This is a genomic window from Hydrogenophaga sp., from assembly GCF_051007235.1.
Lineage (GTDB): Bacteria > Pseudomonadota > Gammaproteobacteria > Burkholderiales > Burkholderiaceae_C > Hydrogenophaga.
Genome location: NZ_JBPCSJ010000382.1, coordinates 1 through 1,469 on the forward strand (window position 1 = coordinate 1; position 1,469 = coordinate 1,469).

Annotated in this window: 1 protein-coding gene; it reads right to left on the minus strand. The window is 66.4% G+C overall.

Features of this window, described 5'->3' with window-relative positions; translation table 11 throughout:
- Nucleotides 1-94: 94 nt before the first annotated feature.
- Nucleotides 95-1,469 (minus strand): glucose-6-phosphate dehydrogenase (zwf, locus tag ACR2JA_RS13715; protein ID WP_434009638.1); only part of this gene is annotated, 1,375 nt, incomplete at its 5' end.

Below are 1,469 nucleotides of genomic sequence, written 5' to 3' on the forward strand. Positions count from 1 at the left end.
TGGCCGCGCGCGGCGATGGCGGCGCGCAGCGCATCGGCGATGTGGGCCGCGATGGCCGCGGGCGTGGCGCCGGTGTGTTCGGTCACGGCCATGCTCAGGATTCCTCCACCCACGAAGAACCCTCGCGTGCCATGAGGGCCGACGAAGCGGCCGGGCCCCAGCTGCCCGCCGTGTAGGCCTTGGGCTTCTCGCCCAGTTGCTGCCAGCCGTCGATGATGGGTTCGACCCAGGCCCAGGCGGCTTCCAGTTCGTCGCGGCGCATGAAGTGCGTCAGTCGGCCCTTGATGACGTCGATCAGCAGGCGTTCGTAGGCTTCGGCGCGGCGGCCGGTGAAGGCCGATTCCAGGTCCAGGTTCAGGCTCACCGGGCGCAGTTTCATGCCGCTGCCGGGCTCCTTGGCCATCATCTGCAGCTGGATGTGCTCTTCCGGCTGCAGGCGGATGAGCAGGCGGTTGACCGACTTGTGGGCCGAGTCGTTGAAGATGGTGAAGGGCAGTTCGGCGAACTCGATGACGATTTCGGACTGGCGCGCCGCCATGCGCTTGCCGGTGCGCAAGAAGATAGGCACGTTGGCCCAGCGCCAGTTGTTGATGTGGGCCTTGAGCGCAACGAAGGTCTCGGTGCCGCTGTCTTCGGGGATGTTCTCTTCCTGCAGATAGCCCAGGGCGGCTTCACCGCCCGAGGCACCCGCGCTGTACTGGCCGCGCACCGTGTCGCGCGCCACGTCGGCCACCGTCATGGGGCGCAGCGAACGCAGCACCTTGAGCTTTTCGTCGCGCACCGCGTCCGGGTCCAGCGACACGGGCGGCTCCATGGCCACGATGCACATCAACTGCATCAGGTGGATCTCCACCATGACGCGCATGGCGCCGGTGCCGTCGTAGAAGCCGGCGCGGCTGCCCACGCCCACGCTCTCGGCCACGGTGATCTGGATGCTCTTGATCTGCGGGCTGCGCCACAGCGGTTCGAAGATGCTGTTGCCAAAGCGCAGCACCATCAGGTTCTGCACCGTTTCCTTGCCCAGGTAGTGGTCGATGCGGAAGACCTGGTGTTCCTGGAAGTACTGGGCGACGTCGTTGTTGATCTGGCGTGCCGAGGCCAGGTCGTGGCCCAGGGGCTTTTCCAGCACCACGCGCGAGCGCTCGTCGATCAGGCCCGCACCAGACAGGTTCGCGCAGATGCCCACGAACAGGCTGGGCGCGGTGGCCAGGTAGTACACGCGGTCGGAGCCGGGTTGCATCTCGGCCTTGAGGCCCAGGAAGCTGGCCGGATCGGTGGCGTCGATGCAGACGTAGGTGAGGCGGCGCACGAAAGAGGACCAGGCCTCGTCGGTGTAGGCCTTCTCGCCGATGAAACCGCGTACTTTTTCCTGGATGAAGTGCAGGAAGGCGGCGCGGTCCCAGCTCTGGCGGCCCAGGGCGTGGATGCGGGTATCTTCCGGCATGTTGTTGTGCAGGTGCGCCGTGTAC